Source organism: Neptuniibacter sp. 2_MG-2023, assembly GCF_030547495.1.
GTDB lineage: Bacteria > Pseudomonadota > Gammaproteobacteria > Pseudomonadales > Balneatricaceae > Neptuniibacter.
In genome coordinates this window covers 1-23,796 of the sequence record NZ_JAUOQC010000014.1, presented here as the reverse complement: position 1 = coordinate 23,796, position 23,796 = coordinate 1, and the positions used below count along the sequence as shown (strand labels likewise).

Sequence of the window (23,796 nt, the reverse complement as noted above, 5' to 3'; positions counted from 1 at the left end):
AGCAGGAATAGATGAGAAAGGATTACTGAATGGAAATAGAGGGGGAGGAAGGAAGCAGAGATCATCTACTCCCTTTCTACAAATAATTGGCTAAACGCTAATTATTTTGCTTTTTTAAGCAATTTTTTAAGCCCTTTAAGCTTACCTTCGTGCTTAGCAATTTTAGCTTTACGTGCTTTGATCTCTTTTTTAACTGTTTTTGCTTTTACTTTAGCCATTATATAAATCTCCATTGGAATAATTAAATATGAACACAGCAATCATCCAGTGATAATTATCACTCTTCTTTTTGCTCATGCTCTTCTAGAAAACCACGTATAAAACGACGTATCTCACGTGCAGCGCTTGTATCTAATTCATCACACAGCGAAACAAACTCATCTCGTTGCTCACCATTAATACGAATTACTAATTGGCTGTTTTTTTTCTTCGCTTTCGTCTTCTTTTTTTCAGTCATACTGTGCGACCTCAAATATCTTCTGATAGGAAGAATACAGCAAATACAACGCATACCCAACGCACATCGAATGTATATACATATTTATATAGGTTTTAACCGTCAGGATCAAATGATTATGAAAATTTTCATGAAAATGAAACATATAAAAGCAACTCACCTTCTATACATAGGTCAATCTAAAGGGACCCATAATCCTCTTTAATTTCTAGGCGGCATTTGCCTAGGAGCTTGTGGTAAAATCGCGTTCATTTAAGATCCGGAGTCGGTAAAAAGAGATGGAAACACTTAGTAGCGCCTTTGGAGAGTTCCAACTATCACGCTTTCCTCGCCGAAGAAAAGAGCAACTTAGAGCCTGGGACGCAGCGGATGAATATATTCTTCAGCATCTTAGCGAAAATGAATTAATCAATAAGCACTCAAAGATACTCATCGTTAATGATCAGTTTGGCGCGCTGGCTATATCACTACATCAATTCCATCCAGAATCCATAAGCGACTCTTGGTTGGCCCATGCGGGCACTAAGGAAAACCAAACGGACAACCGAATCAGCCAAGAAGATATAACCCTTCATACGAGCCTTAATTACCCCAAACAGACATTTGACATAGTCCTTATCAAAGTACCCAAAAGCTTAGCTATGTTGGAAGATCAGCTCATCAGGTTAAAACCTCTTTTAACACAAGAGAGCACTCTTATTGCGGGAGCGATGACTAAAGCAATTCATACATCGACATTAAAATTGTTCGAAAAAATTATCGGTCCTACTAAGACATCTTTAGCTAAAAAGAAAGCTCGTTTAATCTTTCCCGCTATAGATAAATCACTTGAGATCACCAATTCGCCATACCCTTCAACTTACAAACTTGAAGGAACGCAGTATCAAATTAGTAATCACGCAGCCGTATTCTCTAGAGATAGCTTGGATATAGGGACTCGCTTTTTCCTACAGCACCTACCTGCCACCGATAAATATGAAACGATTGTTGATTTAGGCTGCGGAAACGGTGTCGTCGGATTAATTGCTGCGGAGAAAAACCCTAAGGCGGTAATCAACTTTGTAGATGAATCATTTATGGCTGTAGATTCAGCTAAAATAAATTTTACCCATGCATTCGGGCCTGAACGCACAGCGATATTTACACCGACTGATTGTTTACAGGGTTTAACTAAGAATAGTTTTGATCTAGTACTCAACAACCCCCCGTTCCATCAGCAGAATGTTGTCGGTGACTTTATAGCACAGCAGATGTTCCATGAATCTTACGCTGTACTAAAAAAAGGTGGAGAGCTCTGGGTTATTGGCAATCGCCATCTTGGTTATCATCTTTCACTTAAGAAAATATTTGGTAACTGTACAACCGTAGCCAGTAATAGAAAATTTATAATTCTTAGAGCCACTAAATAAGATATAACAATATGGGGTCGATAGAGCATCTACCGACCCAACCATTGACTATCAGCTACTTAAGGTCAGCGGCATAGGGATGAACTCCCCAACTTCATCGGGTTGCTGATCAAGTACAGCCTCCCATCCCTCTTCCCCTGGTTTCATCTCATCCGGTAAACCCCATAATTCACCACACCAATAGGCGGCAATCCAACGCTTACCATAACGGACTTTATAAAAGCCTCTTTCTCTACTGTTATTCACCATCGTCTCCTTTTTGCTCAAAATGCGAAAACCTCTCATTTATCACGCAAGAAGCAGTTTGAAGAACCTCTTGCTTGTAAAGGACTTATTATTTCAGAAATGTACAAGTGCTGACCTCTCATTAAATTTGGTCATTTCACTTATATAAATCAAGGATAAGTGTACACAATACGCTTAAGCTATAAACAGCATTTAGCCTAAGGTTTAATAAGCATGCAGGGATATACAAACTAAATAGACATATGACAAAAACAAAAAAAGACCACCAAAGTGATCTTCTTTTGCTGTAGTAAGAGAACTCTCTACCGAATCGAGGAAGGTGACAACAACCCCAATAGTATCCGCTTACTTCTTTTTATCTTCGTTCATCAAGCCGCGAACTTTAAAAAAACCCCAAGTCATAGCGGCGCTCATTACACCAATCATCAACAAGCTAGGAACCAACACTTCCATACTATATACATCAACCATCACGATACCCCCACGATTTGTTCGTAATTTTTTACTGCTCTGGTAAAGGAGGTTACCCCTTTACACATTAGCAAATATTGATACAGCTCAAGAAAGCCCCTCCCGTTTAATACTTGCTTAGCGTTTTATTGATCTAGTTCAATTTATTAGGTCTTTTACCCCAAGTGCCTAGCAGTTCTTTCTGACCTACCGATCCCAGATAATGCTGCAAATCAACAGCGACACTTCTCACACGCCCAACCTTCGAAAGCTTCTCCATAAGATAACCAGGTACTGAATAGCAAAACAGCTTGGCAACAAATCAAAAATAAATAACAATAATCCTTAATCAAATTTCAATCATTTTAAATAAAAATATGATTAAAATATTTCAAGATGACAAATAAAAAAATATCCTTTTATTTCAATTAGTTACAAACAACAAATACACCCCTTTTAAAACCTAGAAATAATTTATTTTATCCTTATTTTTCAATTAGTTAGACAACAAACAAATCAACTAAAAATTTGGTTATATTCAAAACTTGATTTATAATTATCATTATTAGTTTAAGATAATTTAAATAAGGAATATGATTATGCAAGAGAAAGAAATAAGACTTCTTTTTAAAGCGGGTGTATTTGATTCTTGCCAAGCAATACCGATCTCTATGGCACGGGGCTGGACACTAAAATTTGTCACTAAACATGAAGAGGTGTTTACACTTGAATTACAGCGTTCAAAAAAGGAACGTGAATTTAAAAGCTTAGATGGCGCAGCTGCCGTTGCTAAGAAGATAGGATTTGAGTGGTTAAAAGTTCAAATAGGGGATTTAGAATGGCAGGAAAAAGTAAAATAAAGATATAAAAAAGCCGTTTATTCAACGGCTTAGCTAGGAGTAAGAATCGATAGCAAAGCAATACTATCGATCTAATGCATCCTTAATTTTCTGATCAGTTTTATACTGGCTTAGTGCATACACTGACCAAATAGCGGCAGGAATCCAACCGACAATTGTGATCTGTAAAATCAAACAGATAATGCCGGCAATTGGACGACCAATAGTGAAAAACTGTAACCAAGGTATAAGTAAAGCTAAAATTAAACGCATGATAATTTCCAAATATTTACGGTAGCTTGAAGGTAATCGCTACTGCGTACGTCTGTATTTAAAAGATTATTAACTTTAAAAAGCTTACAGTTCAATACGTCCGGCAGACAGCTCATCTTCTGTTGCATCTCTGATGTCCATAATTTCCACATCAAAATTGAGTTCAAGACCGGCAAAAGGATGATTCGCATCAACCGTCACCTCCTCTTCATCAATTTTGGTAATTGAGACAAGCTGAAGATCACCCTGCTCATCCTCCATCTGACAAACCATGCCTTCAGCTAATTCAGTGAACCCCTCGAAAGACGCACGCTCAACCAATGAGACTTTGTCTTCATCACGCAGCCCATAGCCTTGCTCAGGTGACACCTTAATCTTGAATTTATCACCGACACTATGACCCAACATGGCCTGTTCTAAACCCGGCACAATGTTTTTATGTCCATGTAGATAAGGCAAAGGTTCGCCCCCACGGGAGCCATCTAATACTTCGCCATCAGCATTAACCAAGGCATAATGAAACTTAACAACTTTATTATTCGCAATCTTCATACATTCTCCGACTTAAAGCTTAAGCTGCTGAGCCATCCAGCAACCTAAGGCTTCGATCTCTTCCATCACGACTTCATGCCCCATAGGGTAAGTAGTCCATAACGCGTTATAATTCATGCCCTTTAATGTGGTCAGCGCTTGCTCGCCAAGCGCAAGCTGAACAACTTCATCTCGCTCACCATGAGCAACCCAAATAGGAATTTGATAATTACTCGATTGGCGCTGTAGTTTAATTTCCTCAGCTGTCGCCATATAAGTAGACAAAGCAACTAAACCAGCCAAGGATTTGGGATATGTTAAAGCGGCATGATAGGCAACTGCACCACCTTGTGAAAAACCGGCTAAAAGAATCTTATCCGCAGGAATGCCTTCAGCAATCTGCTCATCGATCAGGCGCTGTATCCTCTCGCTAGATGCAATCAATGTAGGCTTATCCACTTTACGGCCTACATTCATTTCTAAAATATCGTACCATGCCCGCATCGGTGCTCCGCCATTAACCGTTACAGGCATCACCTCTGCATGGGGAAATAAAAAACGTACCGCACTCGATTTAGGGAGCTTTAAGTAAGGTATTATCGGTTCAAAATCGTAGCCATCGGCACCCAATCCATGCAACCAAATAATACAAGCACTAGGCGTAGATTCTGGTTCAACGCGAACTAAGGTCGCTTCAGTTTCGCTACTCATGGTTGCAACCTCTGTATCTGCCAACCGCTCTCGGTCAGATTAAATTGAAAACGATCATGTAGTCGACTTTCTCGACCTTGCCAAAACTCAAACCGCGTAGGTTTTAAAATATATCCTCCCCACTCTTCAGGATGAGGGATCTGTCCATCTTGGTGTTGTTGCTCTAAACGCTGCACAGCCAGCTCTAATTCTTCTCTACTGGCAATAGGATGGCTTTGACAAGAAGCCGCTGCGCTTAAACGGCTTCCAAGAGGACGTTCCTCAAAGTATTTCTTTCCCTGAGAAAGCGATAGTTTTTCTACTCTGCCTTGAATTCGGACCTGTCGCTCTAAACCGTACCAGTAAAACATCAATTCCGCTTGAGGGTTTTCCGCTAGGTCAGCGCCCTTCTGGCTACGATAGTCCGTGTACCAGGCAAACCCCTCTTCACCAAAATGTTTTAACAATACGATACGTGCTGAGGGCATACCCGATGAATTAGCCGTCGCTAAGGTCATGGAAGTGGCATCATCAGGTGTGACTGAGAGTGCTGTATCCATCCATTCAGAAAACTGAACTAGAGGGTCTATATTTAATCCTGCTTCACTGAGAGGGGCAGCTATATATTCTCGACGGGTAGTGGTGAGATCACCTTTCGCTTTCATAAATATGTCTCAAGTTAATGTCTATGTTCAGTAAAAAATAAAGCGAACTATATCATTAAGGACCGCAGCAAATAAGAGCGATAAAAATAGCCACCAGCCCGTTTAATCATTCCGAGTAGATAGGGCAAGCTCAGTCCTTACACCTTCATACAAAGATTGTCTGCTCTGGCCAGCCAAACTTTTTTATATTCAAACATACACGCATGTTTATATGTTCTTATTCCTTGTTAGCTTGTACCTTATTCAACATTACCTATATAGTTGCTATTGTCACCCGCTACGCATCATTAAGGGAATTTATGCGTTTTATTTTAGTTATTATTTCGTTATTTCTAATTACTGGCTGTTTAGATAAAAATGCAAAGCCGTTCGAGGTCAAAAACTTAGCTAAATCTGACATCGATATGGTTGCAGACGTTAATATCAAAGAATGGCATAAACTGACAAAAGAACTCACGATCAAACTCTACAAACGTAACCCAAAGGAGCTTAGGAAAGTTGAAGGCATGACCCTTAGCATGCGTTTAGAGCAGCTTTTCCCAACAGAACGACTTCCCAATGGGTTCGCTGAACTTAATTACTCTGATGGCATTACAGCGGTGCCTTTAGCCTTCTCTGATGAGTTTGAAGGTGATCGTGTCTTTGCGTTAATGGCAGGCATTACAGGCATGCTTCATGCCGCTTATGATGGGAAGAAAGAGATTTTTATCTTAGACGATCTAGACCAACAGAAGCTTTATAACTCAGCACGCAACCTCGAATCTATCGCTTGGCATCTGAATAACCGCAAAGACCCATCTGGGCAACTCTATATATTAAGTAACGGCATCTCATCAGAAGGGATCAGCAATTACAGCTACGAGAGAATCCTAGGTAAACTTATAGGTATTCAAGATCTTATGGCGGATATTATTGCAGATAAAACTAGCCGAACGATTAACCGCGTTGTTCAAGGTGCGGCATCTATGACATTTTTACCTATTTAGCGAGCAGTAAGCATAGCGCTTTTTTACCAAGCGCTAGCCTATTATTTAGCTGAAAGGCTAAGCCTTCCACACCGATTCATGGAAAGCTTAGCTATTAGATTTTAACCCACAATGTTTGAGTGGGCTGTTAATCCTTATCTCTGAAATCTTATGGTTTTTATTCAAAAATAGGGATATATCGGCACGATCTGGCATCTCTTCCAACATATGCCGAGTCAACCTCTCGTAGTGCTGAATAAAGCTCTTAATTTGCTCTTCATTCATAATCCGCAAATGCTCGGTTGGCTGTTGAGTGTCATAAATATATTTGACTCGCTCCGCTAGCTTTTTCTCTTGTAGTGAACGCCACTCAAAAACCGCATCCATGCTCGGTACTTTTAACATAATAAGCACCTCTATCATGGAGAAAAGATCTTGATAAACACCGGATAGTTGCGCATTAACATAATCACGCCATAAACCACTGGGGTCTTTATCCCTTTCAAGCTCATTAATCGGTTCTAATAAAGCATCCGGTTTTTGCGGATCCGCACCGACACACCATCCTTCAAAGACGATAATATCAGCAGGCCCGACCCACTCTTGCCAAACCGCTGCTTGGCAACGGTCATCTGTAGATTTATCAAAAACGGGAATCTTAGTGACGGTATGCTCATCACTATTTTTTAACGAATTAAGAATCTCTATTCCCAACTCAACATCATGAGTGCCAGGCACCCCTCTTGTGCGTAATAGAGGGTGTACGGTTTCCGACAGCTCAACGCGCTCATCATAGGTTTTATAGAGATCATCTATAGAGAAACCAACAACTTTAAAATTAAAACCTTCAGTAAGAATCACTTCCAGTAAATTAAATAGGGTTGATTTTCCCGCCCCTTGCGCTCCGTTTATACCGATGACAAGCGGGCCTGTTTTCTGTCGTTTCCTACAAGCTAACCATGCTCCTAGAGGAACATAAATCGCTTCAAACATATCGACTAGCCCAATATCCACTTTCAAGGACTCAAGCGTTGAGGCAAAAGCTTTTTCTACTGCATCCACTGCATCTTTACGCTCTTGGTCACTTAAACAAAGCTGATCTTGTGGCCAACGTGTTAGTACGCTCATCTAAACTCCTTTATAGTCCGCTCAAATATAGTAGGCAGTGCTTTAATTATGTCTATGTTGTTCACGTAACCACATCTTAACTTTTTCAATCTGTGGGCGCTCCATCAAAGAGGGAACGTGCCCTATCTCAGGTATAGTGAATAACTCCAATTGATCATTCGCCTGCATGTCTCGTACCGTCTGTTCTGGCAACACATCCGATTCCTCACCCCAGATTAATAACTGAGGGATTTTAATAGCCGACCAAAAAGGCCAAAGGTCAACATCATCACTACAACTATGCTTGGCGGCTTCAGCGATCGCGGGATCATAGTGCAAGGCATATTCACCATTACTCTGTAAACGTGAGCCATACTTTGCTAGATGACGCCACTGCTTATCAGTTAGATTGTTAAATGACAGATAGGTGCTACGCATATACTGCTCAACATCCGACAAGCTTTGAAAATGCTTATCACCTAGGTATTCGGCAATACGCTGTAACGCAGTAGCTGGTACAAAAGCGCCAATATCATTCAGCACTAAATGTTTAATCGGGGAATCAGGCAGGGCCGCTAAACAGATCCCGATAATCCCACCCATCGATGTCCCAACCCAATCCACTGTATCTACATTTAGACGGGCCAGTAGAGTCGTCATATCACTTAAATACTGGGGAATATCATAAGGTTGACCTGAAGGTAGCCAATCGCTTGCTCCTCGCCCAACAATATCAGGGCAGATCACTCGATATTCGCGAGACAGGGCTAAAGCCAACTCATCAAAATCACGGCTATTACGCGCTAATCCATGCACACACACAAGCACACGAGCATTATCACGACTACCCCATTCGTGATATACCATATTGTGAAATCCAGTTGCGTTTAAGCAGCGTACACTATCAGTATGCATACAAACTCCTTTTCATGGTCATAATTAATAGCACGTTAGCACAATCTAAAGCGGCAACGTGAACAATCACAATATTCGGTGGTCTTACTAACTATTCCATAAACATCGATACTAAGTACATGGTTTCAAAGATTGTAGATATACGAAACGATAAATGATCATTAATATAGGGTTCGGCTAATATTAGCCCGTTCACATAATAAACATGCTTACTGCCTGAATACGGAAATGACATGACCGAAGTGAAAGTAAAACAAAACACCCACTTAAAATGGATTCTACCTCTACTTATTATTGGGGCCGCCATTGCCGTGTTCGCTTTCCTGATGATGACCAAGCCTCAAGCACCCTCCCGCCCTACGACGGAAAAGATATGGAGCATAAGTACAGTGCCCGCAGCGTTTGGGCTCCATAAACCCGTACTTACACTTTATGGCAAAGTAGAATCCCCACGTGTCAGTAAAATAACCGCAGCAGTCACTGCATTTGTCAAAGAAGTTTATACCGATGAAGGACGTGCTATTAACCCAAATGAACCTCTGGTCCAACTTGACGATAGTGATGCACAATTACTAGTACAACAGCGACAAGCTGATGTTGATAATACTATCGCTCAGATTGAGACTGAAAAGGTACGTCACAACGCCGATCTTAAATCTCTGAAAATAGAAAAGAACTTACAGCAACTACGCCTCAAAACCGTTCAACGCTATGAAAATCTAATCAAACGCAAACTAACAAGCCAAGAACTACTGGATTCAGCCCGTCGTGATTATCAACAGCAAGCTTTATCTATTGCTCAACGGGAACAATCAATAGCGGACCATCCAAATCGTTTACGTCAATTAGAATCCCAACTCATGCGTACAACGAGTCTTTTAGACGCAGCTAAACTAGACCTTTCGCGCACCAAAATCCACGCGCCTTTTAGTGGCCGAGTAGCCAGTTTAAGTGTATCCCCGGGGGATCGCGTTCGTGAAGGGGACCCTATTGTTGAGCTTTATAGTTTAGATCGCTTAGAGGTCCGTGCACAAATTCCTAACCGTATTCTTCCTTTATTGAGAAATAAAAACTCATTACAAGAGATTGCTGCCATCGGCACGATCGACAATCGCACCATTGAGCTAAATCTAGAACGTATTGCCGCGGCAGTTAATAGTGGACGTGCAGGGGTTGACGTTTTTTTTAGTATAAAAAAACAGGATTATCAACCGGAGTTAGGTCGCTCTTTGGCTATTAATGTCACACTCCCTGCAACTAATGAAGTCATTCCCGTTCCCCCTACCGCGCTCTATGGTTTAAATAAGGTATATAAGGTCGTGGACGAGCGTTTAGTATCGGTTCAAGTCGAACGTATTGGGGATAGCACTGACACAGACAACAATCCCATGGTTCTAATTACCAGTCCTGACCTTCACCCAGGGGATTCTATAGTAACAACACAGCTACCCAATGCGATTACCGGTTTACGCGTTAAAGAGTTTACCTCCCCTGAAACTGAGGGGCTAAAAGATGAGTAAGTATGAAGGTTCGCTGCAAAATATAACCGCCTCTTTCGCAGCCCATAGAGTAGCTGCCAACTTATTTATGCTGCTAATGATATTGGCGGGCGCTTGGGGCATAAAAAAGCTTAATACTCAGTTCTTTCCTACCTTTGAGCTAGATGTAATAACAGTACAAGTCATCTGGAGTGGTGCCGCTGCTGAGGATATTGCCAGCTCTATTATTTTACCCATCGAAGAGGAACTTAAATCTCTTACTGGCATAGATACCCTCTATTCCACGGCTCAACAAAGCTCCGCATCTATTCGTATCGAGGTTGATGAAGACACCGACGTTGATTTTCTGTTAGATGAAGTCAAACAGAAAATAGATAGTGTTCGTAATGAATTACCTAGTGATATTGAGGAGCCTTTAGTTCAGCGTGTTATTCGCTACGAGCAAATTGCTAGCTTAATTCTTAGCAGTAAAAAAGGCACATTAGAGGAGTTACGAACCTTTGCACACCGCTTTGAACAGGAGCTTTTAGCACTAGGTATTAACAAGATAGATTTTATCGGCCTACCTGACCAACAGATCAGCATCGAGTTTCCGGCAGCTCAATTACATGAGCTGGATATGACCATGGGGCAAGTCGCTGAGAGCATAAAATTAAGAAGTTTAGATCTGCCGGCAGGCACCGCAGCGAAAGGCGATGGTTCACGGCAAATACGCAGTTTAAATCAACAACGCGATGTAGAGGGTTTTCGACAGCTTCCCATTATTACTGATAAAGACGGACGTTTAATCCGTCTAGGCGATATTGCCGAGATCTCGTTAAAAGCCAAAGACAGTCAAGTACTACTGCAATATCAAGGCGAACCTGCAGCGATGTTACAGCTTCGCCGCACAGAAACCCAAGACACCCTTAAATCTGCAGAAATCCTCAATAATTGGTTAGAAAAAACGCGCCCTACACTACCCGCTGATATACAAATGATCGCCTATGATGAACAGTGGCAACCGGTCAAACAACGTATCAACCTTCTCTTAAAAAACGGTATTAGCGGTTTAATCTTAGTTATTTGCATCCTTTTCCTCTTCCTCAATGCCCGCGTTGCCTTTTGGGTCACTATTGGTATTCCGGTTTCATTTATGGCTACCTTAGCGGTACTTTATGCCATTGGTGGGAGCATTAATATGATCAGCCTATTTGGGTTGATTATGGCGTTAGGTATTATCGTTGATGACGCTATTGTTGTAGGTGAGGACACCTTAACTCATGTCCAAATGGGAGAAAGTGGATTAAACGCCGCCATTGGTGGAGCACATCGCATGCTCGCCCCTGTAATGGCCTCATCCTTGACCACTATAGCCGCCTTTTTACCTTTACTAATGATTGGTGGGACTATTGGGAACATCCTTATAGATATACCCACCGTAGTCATCTGCGTTATTTTAGCCTCATTAGTTGAATGCTTTCTCATTCTACCTGGCCATCTTCACCACAGTATTAAGAACATAAAAGATTTACATCCATCCAAACTACGTGTTCGACTAGACAACGGTTTTAACAAATTTAAAGATGGACCTTTTAGGAGACTCGTTACTAAAGCGGTAGAGTTCCGCTGGACAACCATAGCAACCGCACTAGGAATGTTTATTTTAGCCATAGCACTGATTCTTGGTGGTAAGGTCAAATTCACTTTTTTCCCTGCGGTTGAACGCGACACAATGACAGCCAACGTGCAGTTCAGCGCAGGAACAGACTCAGCAACGGTAGATAAATTTGTCCGCCATTTGGATATCACCTTGCAAGAAACAGACAAAGAACTTGGTGGTGATAATATTAAAGTTGCTTTTCAGCGTTTACGTAGCGCCTCATTCTCGCGCACGTCACAATCAGGTAATAGTGGCGACGAATTTGGCTCATTATTAGTCGAATTACAGCCCGGCGACGATCGTCAAATCAGCACCACAGAATTTAACCGAGAGTGGCGCAAACGGATCACCGTCCCCGCCGGCATTGAAAAGTTCACCATTGATGTGGCAACAAGTGGACCTCCTGGAAAACCTATCGAGGTCAAACTCGCAGGCAATGATATCCACGATATAAAGCAAGCCTCTTTGGATCTTCAGTCACTGTTAAAAAGCTATGTAGGTTTAAGTAATATTGACGATGACCTGCCTTATGGCAAATCACAACTAATCTACGAACTAACCCCCGCCGGTAAAACCGCAGGGTTGACCTTAGATGCGGTAGGCCGCCAACTACGTGCAGCATTTGATGGTTTAGAAGTGCAAAACTTCTATCAAGGCCAAGACGAAATAGAAGTACGCATTCAGCTACCAGAAGAGGAAAGAGATCGCCTTAGTATTATTGAACAACTCCCCGTTGTACTACCGGATGGAGGCACGACACCACTGAGTAATGTTGTAAGCTTCCGAGCCAAACAAGGGTTAGATACGTTAACCCGTGTCGATGGCCAACTATCCATTAAAGTAACAGCGGATTTAGATGAAGCCATTGCTAATGCGGATGAGATCATCACCGATCTAAAATCCAACAAACTTGATCAGATACTTGCTCAGTACGGTGTTTCTGCAAGCTTCGAAGGTAAAAACAAAAGCCAGCGAGAAACCTTAGATGATATGAAACTAGGTTTAATGCTAGCTTTAACATTAATTTTCATAATCTTAGCTTGGGTCTTCTCCTCATACAGTTGGCCTATTTCTGTAATGCTTGCTATCCCTCTAGGCCTGACTGGCGCTATTCTTGGTCATGCTTTTATGGGGATGAGTATGACAATCCTGTCCCTATTTGGCTTTTTTGGTCTCTCCGGTATTGTGATCAACGACTCCATCGTATTAGTCACTTTTTATCAGGGCTTGCGCAAAAAAGGGGTCGCCATCAAAGAGGCGTTGGTTGAAGCAGCTTGTCAACGTTTACGGGCCGTACTATTAACATCACTCACCACTATAGCTGGACTCACTCCCATCTTATTTGAAACCTCGCTACAAGCGCAGTTTCTAATTCCTATGGCGGTGTCCATTGTCTTCGGCTTAGCTTACGGTACTGCGCTGATCCTGTTATTTGTCCCTGCAACCCTAACCATTATTGAATCAACACGTGGCAGATTAAATATGAAAGATCACAACACACCGGTCACAGCAGATAAGCCAGAGCTAGGAGGATAAATCTGGTTATATATCCATTAAGTTAACTGTTCAGAAATATACTGTTGAAGTAACGCTAAGGCTCTATCATCGATACTCAACAAGGACAATCCCAACTGTATACAGCCTTGGGATTGTCGACGCTGATAAACCACTCGACAATGACAGTGTAAAGGTTCTGATTCAGGCCAAAATGCAGGGATAACTCCAAAGGAGCACCATCAACCAGTGGCCGCAGTAACTCTACCTCCTTACCGCCTTCAACTAACATCCCTCCCAAACTAAGATTTATCAACCTAACGTCAATACTAGATCCAGCAAACATCTGCACTTCAGCTGGCAGATCCGTATCTATTCGAGGGTAAGTTCGTCTATCCACATACATAACAATGCCTTTATAAAAGTCGAAAAAATATACTGACCTAAGTTACACATAAAACATCACCATTCAGTAACAAAAACCAACCTATATTTATCTTCATATTGCAGCATAGTGTTTTTTATAAGTTAGGCAAAAGATCTTATAAATCAAAGTTAAAATCAGTGCTCCCTATAAAGGGCAGAGAACATAGAAACCTTTTCAAAAAATAGCGTTCAATACGCGGCATTTAGTTAAACTAATATAACGTCGTCTATTCGCAGATTCGGGATAGTTAAGGTATAATTTCGCCCCTATTTTCTGTATTTCCATTTTCATCTATCGCCCACATAGGAACTCAAGGATCAGTATGAATCGCGACCTTAGCCTGCTACAGCCTTATCCTTTCGAAAAACTCACTGCACTAAAGGCAGAAGTGACTCCACCGGCTGATTTAGATCATATTGCGTTGTCTATTGGTGAGCCTAAACACCCTTCACCACCGTTTGTGCAAGAGTGTTTAATTAATAATATGGAAAAACTAGCAAACTACCCAACCACCAAAGGTTTGCCTGAACTGCGCCAAGCCATTGCGGATTGGTGCACCCGTCGTTTCAAGCTTACAGAAGGTAGTCTGAACGCAGAAGACAATGTCTTACCCGTAAATGGAACCCGTGAAGCGATTTTTGCATTTACTCAATGCGCTGTAGATCGTTCACCTGAAGCATTAGTTTTATCACCTAATCCCTTCTACCAAATCTATGAAGGTTCAGCATACCTCGCGGGTGCGAAGCCTTATTATCTGAATTGCCTAGAAGAAAATGGCTTTATTCCAGATTACGATGCAATACCTGACGACGTATGGCAGCGCTGCCAATTACTATTTATCTGCTCCCCAAGTAACCCAACGGGTGCAGTCACCGACTTAGAAACCCTGAAAAAACTGATCAAACTTTCAGACCAGTATGACTTTATTATTGCCTCTGATGAGTGCTATTCAGAGATATATCTAAATGAAGAGCAACCACCTGTAGGGCTTCTTCAGGCGTGCGCCGAGCTAGGTCGTGACGATTACAAAAATTGTGTAGTTATGCACAGCCTATCTAAACGCTCAAACTTACCAGGATTGAGATCTGGCTTTATTGCTGGAGATACAGCATTAATAACCCCTTTCCTCTCCTATCGTACTTATCATGGTTCATCTATGCCGATTCAGCATCAACTGGCATCTATAGAAGCATGGTCCGATGAAGATCACGTTTTAGATAACCGAGATCAGTATCGACACAAATTCGACGCCGTTATAAAAATCTTAGAACCAGTAATGGATGTAAAAAAACCAGAAGCCAGCTTCTACTTATGGGCAAAAACACCGATTGCCGATGATAAATTTGCACAAGGCCTATTTGCATCACAAAACGTTACTGTACTACCTGGCAGCTATCTATCTAGAACAACTGACAACATAGTACCCGGCGCAGGCTATGTACGTATGGCCTTAGTTGCAACAATGGATGAATGCGTCGAAGCAGCACAACGTATTCGTAGCTATATTGAAGCACTATAAAAGGTAGGCAATTGATGATTACGATGTACGGCATACCTAACTGCGACACGATCAAAAAAGCGCGTAAATGGCTAGAAGCCAACCAGATAGAGTACCGCTTCCATGATTACCGAAAAGATGGTTTAGACGAAACCCAATTAAAAAACTGGGTATCAGAATTAGGTTGGGAAACTTTACTTAATAAGCGTGGCACTACATGGCGCCAACAACCTGAAGAGATAAAAGACACGATTAATGAAGCATCAGCTATTAGCTTGATGCTTGAATACCCTGCCATGATAAAACGACCGTTAATTGATACAGGAAGCGTTCGCTTGGTAGGTTTTAAAGACACTGAATATTCCGCTCTGTTTGACATATAAGTCACAGAAATAACGAATTTAAAAATTTTAAGAATCGGAGATCAACATGGCTAATTTTGCATTCGGCTTAGGTGTAGGAACAAAATCCTCAGCGGGCGAACTACTCGAAGTTTATTACAACGCACCCCTACTTAACGCTGATGATGCCATCGTAAATGCAGTTGCAGAAAAAATAGGCTATCAAGGTGGTAATGCTGCAATTGAAATTAAAGAATCTCAACTTAAAGATCTTGAAGCAGCCTTTTTATCAGTGAATGCAGAAGCACAAGCGGAAGTTGTCGAGATTTTAGAAGGTACAAGCCAAGCATTGGTTTTATGTATTCTGGAAACCGATGAAGCACCTTCTTCAACCGCTGAAGCTTACTTAAAACTAACCCTACTTTCACACCGTCTAGTGCAACCACACGCTATTAATTTAACCGGTATTTTCGGTCTACTACCGAACGTTGCATGGACAAGCGAAGGCGCGATCTCTTTAGATGACCTACCAAAGCGTCAACTTGCAGCCCGCGCCCAAGGTCGTATTTTAAGTGTTACTTCTGTAGATAAATTCCCTAAAATGACAGATTACGTTGTACCAACAGGTATTCGTATTGGCGATGCTATCCGTGTTCGTTTAGGCGCTCACGTAGGTGAAGGCACAACGGTCATGCATGAAGGTTTCGTGAACTTCAATGCAGGCACACTAGGCGTCAGCATGATTGAAGGCCGTATCTCTGCGGGTGTTGTAGTAGGCAACGGTTCCGATCTTGGCGGCGGCTGTTCTACTATGGGTACACTTTCTGGCGGTAACAATGTTGTGATCTCTGTGGGTGAAAACTGCCTACTAGGCGCAAATGCTGGCCTAGGCTTACCTATGGGCGATCGCTGCACCTTAGAAGCAGGCCTTTATGTCACAGCAGGCTCTAAAGTCACTATCCTTGATGACCAAAATAACGAAGTCAGCACAGTGAAAGCTGCTGAACTAGCAGGTAAGCCTGATCTATTGTTCCGTCGTAACTCTCAAAATGGCCGCATTGAAGTTAAAACCAACAAATCTGCCATCGAGTTGAACGAAGAGCTGCATAAGCACAACTAATAAACCCGGTCATTCAATCACTGATTGTATAAACAATCTAAACTGATAGATGACAGTGGTTAAGCGGTAATATTTAGAAGTGCGCCATAGGCGCACTTCTTATTACTAGCACTAAATTTTAAAAGGCTACACGGATCACAATTATGACCCAGAAACTTTCAGCAACAATCGAACTTGCCAAAGACCTCATTAACCGCCGCTCAGTAACACCGGAGGATGCAGGCTGCCAAGATATGATGATTGAGCGATTAGAAGCGCTAGGGTTTAAAATTGAACGTCTACCTTTTGAAGATGTGAAAAACTTCTGGGCACGACGCGGCGATTCCGGCCCAGTATTCTGTTTTGCTGGCCACACTGATGTTGTACCTTCAGGTCCAGAAGAACGTTGGGAGTTTCCGCCATTCGAAGCAACTATAGAACAAGGTATGCTTTGTGGCCGAGGCGCTGCCGACATGAAAGGCAGTATCGCTGCTTTTATGACTGCACTTGAACGCTTTATTGAACATCACCCTGATCATCAAGGCTCTATCGCATTACTGATTACCAGTGATGAAGAAGGTCCTTGGATCAACGGTACTACTCGCGTTATTGACCATTTAGAAGCGCGTAATGAAAAAATAAAATGGTGCATCGTTGGCGAACCATCCAGCACCACTCATGTCGGCGATACAATTAAAAATGGCCGTCGCGGCTCTTTAGGCGCTACCCTGAAAGTTCGTGGCGTACAAGGTCATGTAGCCTATCCCCATTTAGTTAAAAACCCTATTCACATGGCCGCTCCTGCACTCGCAGCATTGGCCTCTGAAGTATGGGATGAGGGAAATGACTTTTTCCCACCAACTAGTTTCCAAATATCAAACATTAATGGCGGTACAGGTGTTACTAATGTTGTACCTGGGCATGTCGACATTATGTTTAACTTCCGCTTTTCCACGGAAGTTACCGCTGATGAACTAAAAACACGTGTTGGTAACATCCTTGATAGCCACAATTTAGAATGGGATATAGATTGGGTGCTTTCCGGCAATCCTTTCTTAACCGCCGAAGGGGACTTAGTCGAAGCCTGCCAACAGGCCATTTCAGCCGTTACAGGCACTAAAACAGAGCTATCTACATCCGGCGGTACTTCTGACGGCCGTTTTATCGCCCCTACAGGCGCTCAAGTAGTTGAATTAGGCCCGATTAACGCAACCATTCATAAAGTTGATGAACGGGTTAGCTGTAAAGACTTAGACACACTGTCTGATCTCTATGAAAACATCATGGCTCATCTGTTAACTCAATCTTAAAGGTCCCGCTCAGATGCCACTCACTTGCCCTGTTTGCAAATCACTGCTCATTTTGCAGGATAAAAGCCTTCGCTGTGAAAACAACCACAGCTTTGACGCAGCTAAACAGGGCTACTGGAATCTTCTTTTAGCCCATAAAAAACGCTCAAAAGATCCAGGAGACAATCCTGAGATGGTACAAGCGCGTAGAACATTTCTTGAACTAGGGTTCTATGAGTCCTTATCCAATGAGATAAATAAGCTTGCCGTAAAAGCGTTAGCGAGTGTCGATCACCCTCAGATTCTTGATATGGGCTGCGGCGAAGGTTACTACACAACACGACTACAAAATGCGCTACTTCAAGCACATAAAACTCCATCGATAACGGCACTCGATATTTCAAAGCATGCAGTGAAAGCCGCAAGTGGAAAAAGCAAAGCCATAACTTGGCTTGTAGCATCCGGCGCAGATATTCCTTTGCCTGCAGAGAGTTTAGATCTACAACTTGTGCTTTTTAGCCGTTTAATGCCTGAAGCATTTGCTAAACCAATGAAGCCCGGAAGTACCTTAATACTTGCTTGGCCAGGGGAACAGCACTTAATAGAGCTACGTCAGCTGATCTACCAAGAGATCAAAACGAGCCATTTTGATCCCATCAGTACATTGAGTGGACAGTTCGATCTCAGCCACAAGCAACAAGTTACTTACCCTTTTCAATTAGAGTCCAACAAAGAAATTACAGCCCTATTAGCCATGACCCCTCATAGTCAACGCTTGCCCCCAGAAGCTAAAGATAAAATCTGTCAGCTAAACACTCTGCCGCTTACCTTAGATGTTAATCTAGGGGTCTTCACACGGCGATGAAAAAAAAGCTTAAACATTGGCTCTATAAACGGGCTGATAACCCTAAACAAAATCTAATCCTGCTGGGCATTGGTTTTGTTGTGTTCTTTTTAGGCATGTTAATTCTAGGAGCGGCAGAATTCGTATTAAAAAGCTCCATATCGCAGGAGATTCTTGCACTCATTGGCTTGATCATCCTATCGGCTGGCATCATACTGGCAGCGATTGGCTACATAAGCCTTAGCGTTTTACGCATTATCCGTTTTATAAGCGATGACAAACATGACTAGTACACGACACCCTGATATCGAAATCTATATTAAAAACTGTTCGTTCGAAACGATTCAGGAATGGCTAGCATCACAAGCAGAAAAGATAGATTATATTTCATCCAAAGGAACAACCCACCAGCTTAACTTGCGCTTCTCCGGTAATGATGTAGAGACAATGATTCATGAGCGCGCTGCAGGAAAAGCATGGACAAGCCTCTGGTTAAAGTCTGACAAAAGCCCTTGGGCAACAGATCTTGAATGCGCTCACGCAACAGCCACCGCACTAAACACACAAGTTCGATGCATCGTTTCAAGCTGGGAAGATGGTGATGATCCTGATGAATATTGGAAGATTGAAAACGGCGTAGAAGAAAAGATTCAGTGGCAAACCTAAGGCCGGTTTTGGCTGCAATTTCGCACAAAGATTAAGCATTATTTTACCGATCTAACAGCGTCAAATCCGTATCATGCGAATAAGTTACAACCTGATTTCGGCCACGATTTTTCGCCTCATACAGCGCATCATCTGCACGCTTCAGCAACGTACTTAAAACATCATCTTGATCAGGATAAAAGTGCGCCTTACCTATACTAACAGTCACACCGAAAAACTCACCATTATACTCAAAACGAAGCTCTGCGACCTTCCTACGTAAGCGCTCCGCCACAAGGTAAGCGGCATCCATACTCGTTTCAGGAAGCAAGATAGCAAACTCTTCACCGCCAATACGCCCAAAACTATCGACTTCTCGCAGTTCACCATTACAAGCGTTCACAATCTCCAGCAAAACGCTATCACCAAAAGCGTGGCCACAACTATCGTTTACACGTTTAAAATAATCAACATCCAACATGATGATGGTTAACGGCAAATTGTAACGCCGGCTCATCGCACAAGCACTCTCAGCTAGCTCCATAAAGCAACGCCGATTATAAGCATTAGTTAACGAATCCCTGTTCGCAAGTTCCCTCAACTCCCCATTACTTGTTTCCAGTGCCAACGATATTTCTGCTAACTCGCGAGTACGTACCTGAACCTGATGATTAACTATACTGTTTTGCCGTACCAAAGCGCCAATAATGGAGAACAGCGACAGAACTAAAGCACTACCACCTATATGTACAACAAGACCTAATATATTATTTTTCCAGCCCTTATACCCTTCTTCAACGTCCCAGTAAAACCCCCAATGAGCATCCCCTGTTCGCATCTGATAATGGAAGCTTTCAACACTATCCGACGCCTTTAAAGAACCTATCATTAAATGCTCAGTAAATTGGGTCTCGCCATTTTGGGAACGATCCTCTACAACTCTGAGCCTTAAACCATCCGAGACATGAAGCACTTTTAAGTCCGCAAAAAGACCACTTAAATTAATTAAAGAGAGCAAAACACCTGTGTGCCTATTATTTTTAACACTAAAAGCGAGGACAACAGATCGGGTCCCTTGGTCCGTAATAAAAATAGGACTCAACACAACCTGAGAATGCTTAACTAAAGCCTGCTCTACTGCTGTCGCAATGGCAGGATAGGTCATCAGATTTATATCTTTGGAAAAAAGGCCATCAGTGTCTGTACTGTAACGCACAGCGACCTCCATAGATGGGGTGTCACCATTAATAACGCTCACATAAGCCATCCCAGCCAAAGGCGTTATTGATTCAGCCTCGATCCCTTTCAACAAATCTATACCTTTAAAAAACTCCTCTTCAGTAATAAGCTCTGACCCATAAAATAGTGTTGCCATCCCCCTTAGCTGTGAATAAAACAGAGACATCCAACTTAGACTAGTATTAGTCGCTTGATAAGTTTCCAACTCTGCCGTTTCAAGCCAATCTTGGGATGCGTGTTTATTTAAAGCGAATCCCCACCAGTTAACACCAATAAGAGAGATCAGACAAAAAATCACAAAGATAGTTAACTTTAGAGTTCTCGGTTTTTTCACTACACCTAAGCCTAATTTATATATAGAAATTCATATAAAAATCCTATTTAAACCGATAAAAGTCAGCCACTCCCGCAACATAAGCAAGATAACTTTATCGATTATTCAAAAACCTATTCTTTACAAGGTAGCAGGCTTTTGTCGTTCCCACCAAGAATTGCAAACAGAACATAGAAAAGCCTGAGTTAAAAACTCATAGAAAAGGACAGAAAAGACATTAAATACGACGAACGGGGAAACTTAATAGCTTAGGCGGCAGCTCGAATCTGTTGTTTAGAGCTTTCAATTTCACCAATAAGTAACTGCCCTGTCGACATCAAACCGACTTTGGCATACTCATCGGACGCCTGAGCCTGCTGACGAGGTGTATGGCTATGACTATAGATATAACCATTAACGTAAGCGAAATCTCCTACCAGCCCCTCATGCACGGCAACATTTAACCTTTCAGTTACTTGCGCATTATATAATTCGTTTGGATCTGGGTAGGTACTTTGGACTTCAGGAAGCTTAAAGTCACCGGTGCCTTCAGATGTGGACTCCGGTTTAATAAGCGCTTGATTAGAATGAATCAAACTCAGCAGCATAGAGAATTGCGCACCACTACCACTCTGAACCGCTTGGCTCAAAGTAGAGGTATAGCCCTCAATTCGATTGATAATCTGCTCGGTTCGCATACTGCTCGCTAATAGGTAAAAATAAATACTGATTTCTAGTCCCAATTTTATCGACCAAAGGCTAGAATTCTTTACTATAAAATCATAAAAAATAAGGATAATTTATGGGAAGGTGGCGTCCACCACAGCCTCGCAGCTCGAAATATATTACCGCTGAAGGCTACGCTCGCTTAAATGAGGAGCTGAAATATCTATGGAAAGTAAAACGGCCTGAAATTACGCAGTCGGTAAAAGAGGCTGCAGCCCAAGGTGATCGGTCAGAAAATGCTGAATATATCTATGGGAAAAAGCAGTTACGTGAAATTGACCGTCGAGTTCGCTACCTATCTAAACGCCTCGAAGATATGGTCGTAGTCGATCGGGCACCGGAGCCATCGAAACAAGACACGGTTTTTTTTGGGGCTTGGGTAACACTTCTGGATGAAGCTGAAAATGAACGAACACACCGCATCGTAGGACCGGATGAGATTGGCATCGAAGCTGATTTTATCTCCATAGATTCACCATTGGCGCGTCTTATTTTAAAAAAGCAGCTAGGAGACGAAATTTGCCTAAAGAAACCCGATGGAAGTGAAGTCTATTACGAAATTGTAGGGATTAGATACACCCCCTAAAAGTCGGTTACGCATTTTTATTTTCATACATCCGCCGATCAGCCTCCTCAACCCAATACTCTAATGGCTGCGCGCTATCATCCATTAATACCGAGCCAATACTTACACGAATATCGTCCTTAGTTATTCGGTCGGCTACTCGCTGAGCAATTTGAGTCAGCTGTTCAAAATTGCGTATCGCAACCAGCATCACAAACTCATCACCCGATAACCGAGCGGCGATATCACTCTCCCTTACCGTCTCCTCCAAGGCTTTACCTAAGCGCCTTAACGCTTGATCACCGGCTAGGTGCCCATAGACATCATTAACCCTCTTAAGACCATCCATATCCATATACAGAAGCCCCAGCGACAATTCCGAGCGTTTGGCCAAGGCAATATATTGCTGAGCTACGGAATAAAACCCCCTCCGGTTATAAAGCCCAGTCAGCTCATCGGTCATAGCAAGATTGGAAATCATTTGATACTGCGATAGGATTTTAAGATCAGCCTCAATTAAATCTCTTAACTCACCCACCAGATCAACATAATCCTTTTGATAATCAGTGGCATTAAAATCCATCACGCAAATGGTGCCAAAAGGCTCTCCTGTCGGCCATTTAACAGGCAAGCCAAGGTAGGAACAAAATCCATCGTCACTCACCTCTGGATTAGTGTCCCAATAAGGGTCAGTTGACGCATCAGGAACGTAGAGCAACTCCTGCTGCTCGACAACTTTTTTACAGAAAAGATTAGTATCCGGAGGAACTGTCACGCCAGCATCATAAGGATTCGATGCCTGACCACTTGAGATCACGACTTGGAACCCTTCTGGTGCATACTGAACAATAAAGCCTGCAGGCGCGTTAAAGACACGTGCCATAACATCAATTGTTTTTTGCCACTTAGCTAAAGGGACTGTACCTTCACTCTCATCTAACACCCACTGGTCAGGGGTAAGCATCGCCATTCCTTATAAATACAACTAGAACAACTATATGACTCGTAAATCAACAAATAGTTTATTACTTTTAAATATATAAAGAGATGCTCAATTAACAAGGTTTCTATTAGACTAAAAAAATATAACCTCGACACATAAACCAAAAAAAGCAACTAAGCGATAAGCACTATAGAAAATCCATTCTCGGGACCCAGTTACCGTAAGCATAAAAACCAGCACAAAATTAGATACTTAGTAGTGGGCCGTACAGGATTACTGCTGCCCTTCGGGCCATCGTCGCAAGCTCCGATGTTTTCTTATGACTGCGTCATGCGAATCGAACCTTTAACGGTTCTCATCCTGTACTCGTGCATTTTCTACAGACATAAAAAAACCAGCGCAGGGCTGGATTCTTATAAGTGGTGGGTCGTACAGGATGACTATTGCCCTTCGGGCCATCGTCGCAGGCTCCGATGCTTTCTTATGACTGCGTCATGCGAATCGAACCTTTAACGGTTCTCATCCTGTACTCGTGTATTTTCTACAGACATAAAAAAACCAGCGCAGGGCTGGATTCTTATAAGTGGTGGGTCGTACAGGATTACTGTTGCCCTTCGGGCCATCGTCGCAGGCTCCGATGTTTTCTTATGACTGCGTCATGCGAATCGAACCTTTAACGGTTCTC

At 42.3% G+C, this 23,796-nt stretch carries 26 protein-coding genes and 2 other RNA genes; 13 read left to right on the top strand and 15 right to left on the bottom strand.

Annotated features, from left to right (window positions below; genetic code table 11):
- Nucleotides 1-277: 277 nt before the first annotated feature.
- Nucleotides 278-457 carry a hypothetical protein gene (locus Q4486_RS13025; RefSeq protein ID WP_303418960.1) on the bottom strand — a complete coding sequence of 60 codons (180 nt, stop codon included), beginning with the start codon at nt 455-457 and terminating at the stop codon, nt 278-280.
- Between the two features lie 278 nt (nt 458-735).
- Between Q4486_RS13025 and Q4486_RS13020 the strand changes: the two genes are divergently transcribed.
- Nucleotides 736-1,866: a methyltransferase gene (locus Q4486_RS13020; RefSeq protein WP_303519707.1), complete on the top strand. Its 1,131-nt coding sequence runs from the start codon at nt 736-738 to the stop codon at nt 1,864-1,866.
- A gap of 51 nt (nt 1,867-1,917) precedes the next feature.
- Here the strand turns inward: Q4486_RS13020 and Q4486_RS13015 are convergent, their stop codons facing one another.
- Together Q4486_RS13015 and Q4486_RS13010 are read right to left on the bottom strand one after the other, a co-directional pair.
- A complete protein-coding gene (locus tag Q4486_RS13015; protein WP_156473682.1) occupies nt 1,918-2,112 on the bottom strand; it encodes a hypothetical protein in 195 nt (64 codons plus the stop codon).
- 345 nt (nt 2,113-2,457) lie between these two features.
- The gene (locus Q4486_RS13010) at nt 2,458-2,583 is read right to left on the bottom strand and encodes a hypothetical protein (protein ID WP_269454615.1); all 126 of its coding nucleotides are present in this window, start codon (nt 2,581-2,583) and stop codon (nt 2,458-2,460) included.
- A gap of 578 nt (nt 2,584-3,161) precedes the next feature.
- Here Q4486_RS13010 and Q4486_RS13005 point away from each other — a divergent pair.
- Entirely contained in the window at nt 3,162-3,422 is a 261-nt protein-coding gene (locus Q4486_RS13005; RefSeq protein ID WP_067865815.1) for a hypothetical protein, read from the top strand.
- 63 nt (nt 3,423-3,485) lie between these two features.
- On the opposite strand, the gene Q4486_RS13000 is transcribed toward Q4486_RS13005, so the two are convergent.
- The 4 genes from Q4486_RS13000 to pdxH all read right to left on the bottom strand — a co-directional run bounded on the left by Q4486_RS13000 (nt 3,486) and on the right by pdxH (nt 5,560).
- Nucleotides 3,486-3,674: a YqaE/Pmp3 family membrane protein gene (locus Q4486_RS13000; RefSeq protein ID WP_303418968.1), complete on the bottom strand. Its 189-nt coding sequence runs from the start codon at nt 3,672-3,674 to the stop codon at nt 3,486-3,488.
- 84 nt (nt 3,675-3,758) lie between these two features.
- Nucleotides 3,759-4,226, bottom strand: coding sequence for a peptidylprolyl isomerase (locus Q4486_RS12995; RefSeq protein ID WP_303418970.1), 468 nt, complete (start codon nt 4,224-4,226; stop codon nt 3,759-3,761).
- Between the two features lie 12 nt (nt 4,227-4,238).
- Nucleotides 4,239-4,916 carry an alpha/beta hydrolase gene (locus Q4486_RS12990; RefSeq protein WP_303519706.1) on the bottom strand — a complete coding sequence of 226 codons (678 nt, stop codon included), beginning with the start codon at nt 4,914-4,916 and terminating at the stop codon, nt 4,239-4,241.
- The gene (gene pdxH, locus Q4486_RS12985; RefSeq protein WP_067865802.1) at nt 4,913-5,560 is read right to left on the bottom strand and encodes a pyridoxamine 5'-phosphate oxidase; all 648 of its coding nucleotides are present in this window, start codon (nt 5,558-5,560) and stop codon (nt 4,913-4,915) included. Before pdxH ends, Q4486_RS12990 begins: the two co-directional genes overlap by 4 nt.
- 299 nt (nt 5,561-5,859) lie before the next feature.
- Here pdxH and Q4486_RS12980 point away from each other — a divergent pair, with 299 nt between their 5' ends.
- On the top strand, nt 5,860-6,546 hold the full coding sequence (locus Q4486_RS12980) for a hypothetical protein (protein WP_303418977.1): 687 nt from the start codon (nt 5,860-5,862) through the stop codon (nt 6,544-6,546).
- An 87-nt stretch (nt 6,547-6,633) separates the two neighbouring features.
- Here the strand turns inward: Q4486_RS12980 and Q4486_RS12975 are convergent, their stop codons facing one another.
- Nucleotides 6,634-7,653, bottom strand: a complete 1,020-nt coding sequence (locus tag Q4486_RS12975) for a hypothetical protein (protein ID WP_303418979.1) — start codon at nt 7,651-7,653, stop codon at nt 6,634-6,636.
- A 42-nt stretch (nt 7,654-7,695) separates the two neighbouring features.
- Nucleotides 7,696-8,547 (bottom strand): alpha/beta fold hydrolase, encoded by an 852-nt coding sequence (locus tag Q4486_RS12970; protein WP_303519705.1) that lies wholly within the window; start codon nt 8,545-8,547, stop codon nt 7,696-7,698.
- A 233-nt stretch (nt 8,548-8,780) separates the two neighbouring features.
- Here Q4486_RS12970 and Q4486_RS12965 point away from each other — a divergent pair, with 233 nt between their 5' ends.
- Both Q4486_RS12965 and Q4486_RS12960 read left to right on the top strand, forming a co-directional pair.
- Nucleotides 8,781-10,067, top strand: coding sequence for an efflux RND transporter periplasmic adaptor subunit (locus Q4486_RS12965; RefSeq protein WP_303519704.1), 1,287 nt, complete (start codon nt 8,781-8,783; stop codon nt 10,065-10,067).
- Nucleotides 10,060-13,224, top strand: coding sequence for an efflux RND transporter permease subunit (locus Q4486_RS12960; RefSeq protein ID WP_303519703.1), 3,165 nt, complete (start codon nt 10,060-10,062; stop codon nt 13,222-13,224). The genes Q4486_RS12965 and Q4486_RS12960 overlap by 8 nt, the downstream gene beginning before the upstream one ends.
- 76 nt (nt 13,225-13,300) lie before the next feature.
- Here the strand turns inward: Q4486_RS12960 and Q4486_RS12955 are convergent, their stop codons facing one another.
- Nucleotides 13,301-13,582 carry a PilZ domain-containing protein gene (locus Q4486_RS12955; protein WP_303519701.1) on the bottom strand — a complete coding sequence of 94 codons (282 nt, stop codon included), beginning with the start codon at nt 13,580-13,582 and terminating at the stop codon, nt 13,301-13,303.
- A gap of 349 nt (nt 13,583-13,931) precedes the next feature.
- Here Q4486_RS12955 and dapC point away from each other — a divergent pair, with 349 nt between their 5' ends.
- The 7 genes from dapC (at nt 13,932) to Q4486_RS12920 (ending at nt 19,346) form a co-directional block, all read left to right on the top strand.
- Nucleotides 13,932-15,128: a succinyldiaminopimelate transaminase gene (dapC, locus tag Q4486_RS12950; RefSeq protein ID WP_303519699.1), complete on the top strand. Its 1,197-nt coding sequence runs from the start codon at nt 13,932-13,934 to the stop codon at nt 15,126-15,128.
- Nucleotides 15,129-15,142: 14 nt separating this feature from the next.
- On the top strand, nt 15,143-15,490 hold the full coding sequence (locus Q4486_RS12945) for an ArsC family reductase (RefSeq protein ID WP_303519698.1): 348 nt from the start codon (nt 15,143-15,145) through the stop codon (nt 15,488-15,490).
- Between the two features lie 46 nt (nt 15,491-15,536).
- Nucleotides 15,537-16,568: a 2,3,4,5-tetrahydropyridine-2,6-dicarboxylate N-succinyltransferase gene (gene dapD, locus Q4486_RS12940; RefSeq protein ID WP_303519696.1), complete on the top strand. Its 1,032-nt coding sequence runs from the start codon at nt 15,537-15,539 to the stop codon at nt 16,566-16,568.
- A gap of 143 nt (nt 16,569-16,711) precedes the next feature.
- The gene (dapE, locus tag Q4486_RS12935) at nt 16,712-17,857 is read left to right on the top strand and encodes a succinyl-diaminopimelate desuccinylase (RefSeq protein WP_303419001.1); all 1,146 of its coding nucleotides are present in this window, start codon (nt 16,712-16,714) and stop codon (nt 17,855-17,857) included.
- 13 nt (nt 17,858-17,870) lie between these two features.
- Nucleotides 17,871-18,701 carry a putative RNA methyltransferase gene (locus Q4486_RS12930; protein WP_303519695.1) on the top strand — a complete coding sequence of 277 codons (831 nt, stop codon included), beginning with the start codon at nt 17,871-17,873 and terminating at the stop codon, nt 18,699-18,701.
- A complete protein-coding gene (locus Q4486_RS12925) occupies nt 18,698-18,970 on the top strand; it encodes a hypothetical protein (RefSeq protein ID WP_303419008.1) in 273 nt (90 codons plus the stop codon). Before Q4486_RS12930 ends, Q4486_RS12925 begins: the two co-directional genes overlap by 4 nt.
- The gene (locus tag Q4486_RS12920) at nt 18,963-19,346 is read left to right on the top strand and encodes a hypothetical protein (RefSeq protein ID WP_303419011.1); all 384 of its coding nucleotides are present in this window, start codon (nt 18,963-18,965) and stop codon (nt 19,344-19,346) included. The genes Q4486_RS12925 and Q4486_RS12920 overlap by 8 nt, the downstream gene beginning before the upstream one ends.
- Before the next feature lie 43 nt (nt 19,347-19,389).
- Here Q4486_RS12920 and Q4486_RS12915 read toward each other — a convergent pair whose 3' ends face one another.
- Both Q4486_RS12915 and Q4486_RS12910 read right to left on the bottom strand, forming a co-directional pair.
- Nucleotides 19,390-20,898, bottom strand: coding sequence for a GGDEF domain-containing protein (locus Q4486_RS12915; protein ID WP_303519693.1), 1,509 nt, complete (start codon nt 20,896-20,898; stop codon nt 19,390-19,392).
- Nucleotides 20,899-21,146: 248 nt separating this feature from the next.
- Nucleotides 21,147-21,575 (bottom strand): hypothetical protein, encoded by a 429-nt coding sequence (locus Q4486_RS12910; protein WP_303519692.1) that lies wholly within the window; start codon nt 21,573-21,575, stop codon nt 21,147-21,149.
- 104 nt (nt 21,576-21,679) lie between these two features.
- Between Q4486_RS12910 and greB the strand changes: the two genes are divergently transcribed.
- Entirely contained in the window at nt 21,680-22,189 is a 510-nt protein-coding gene (gene greB, locus Q4486_RS12905; RefSeq protein ID WP_303519690.1) for a transcription elongation factor GreB, read from the top strand.
- 7 nt (nt 22,190-22,196) lie between these two features.
- Here the strand turns inward: greB and Q4486_RS12900 are convergent, their stop codons facing one another.
- From Q4486_RS12900 to Q4486_RS12890, 3 genes are all read right to left on the bottom strand, one after another.
- The gene (locus Q4486_RS12900) at nt 22,197-23,132 is read right to left on the bottom strand and encodes a sensor domain-containing diguanylate cyclase (protein ID WP_303419022.1); all 936 of its coding nucleotides are present in this window, start codon (nt 23,130-23,132) and stop codon (nt 22,197-22,199) included.
- Nucleotides 23,133-23,367: 235 nt separating this feature from the next.
- Nucleotides 23,368-23,491: non-coding RNA, RtT sRNA (locus tag Q4486_RS12895), on the bottom strand.
- Nucleotides 23,492-23,531: 40 nt separating this feature from the next.
- A non-coding RNA gene (locus Q4486_RS12890) (RtT sRNA) lies at nt 23,532-23,655 on the bottom strand.
- Nucleotides 23,656-23,796: the final 141 nt, after the last annotated feature.